The organism is Desulfosporosinus sp. Tol-M2 (assembly GCF_059735615.1).
In genome coordinates, this window is the sequence record NZ_JCAIJG010000029.1 from 1 (window position 1) to 1,008 (window position 1,008).

Consider the following 1,008-nt stretch of genomic DNA (forward strand, 5'->3'; position numbering starts at 1 on the left):
ACTATCACCCAAATAGTCTCTGGGGTCGACTTGACATGGGACCCTACGGCGGATGCTTCAATGGGTCGAGGGCTGTGGCTCATAAGGCGGTATTCCTCTGGGGTCAGCCCCATCCCTTGATTTAGGGTAGCATCCGCCGCCCCCATGTAAAGTCCTACTCTGGGGTCAACGGGGATTGACGGTTGAGCTAGGATGTATTTTTTTCCTCAGTTTGTTCTCTTGATATACGCTCTGGATTTAGCCACACCTCACTCTCAATGCTCCAGTCACGTGTTTCACCGGACCAACGTTCGGGATGAGTGGCTTTGGCTTGTTCATAGAGTTCATGTCGGTTTTGCAGGATATCTTGGGCTACTCCGCTATGCCTTTGATAGGGTGTTAGGAAATTCAGACCACTGTGACGGTGTTCATGGTTATACCAACGTACAAACGTTAATACCCAGGTTCTTGCTTGGGTTAGATCGACGAATCCCGACAACGGGTAATTTGGGCGGTATTTACAAGTTCTAAAAATAGACTCCGCATAGGGATTATCGTTACTAACTCGTGGACGGCTTCTGGAAGGGGTTATACCAAGCTGATACAAGGTTTCTAAGAGTGAGGCCCCTTTCATTGGGCTACCATTGTCAGAATGGAGAACCAAGGGCTTGAACGGCACGGTATGCTGTTCGGACATGACCCCACGTCGTACTAAATGGCTGGCATTTTCAGCCGACTCTTCCAACCAAATCTCCCAGGCGATGACTTTCCTGCTGAAGAGATCGAGGATCAAATATAGATAGAAATAGATGCCTTTAGCTGGTCCTGGGAGCCATGTGATATCCCACATCCAAACCTGATTAGGTCCTGTGGCACAATGAGTTGAGATAGGCTTACTACTAGGGTTCTTACTTCGACCCCGATGATGCTGCATATCATGTCTTCTTAAGACACGATAGAATGAGGATTCTGATGCCAAGTAGGTGCCTTGATCGGCGAGAATAGGGACGATCTGACTAGGAGGAAGGC

1 protein-coding gene is annotated in these 1,008 nt (G+C 48.6%); it reads right to left on the reverse strand.

Annotated features, from left to right (window positions below):
• Window positions 1–187: 187 nt before the first annotated feature.
• Window positions 188–1,008: IS3 family transposase (locus AC6I5A_RS01265; protein ID WP_034610809.1), on the reverse strand; the 821-nt coding region annotated here is incomplete at its 5' end.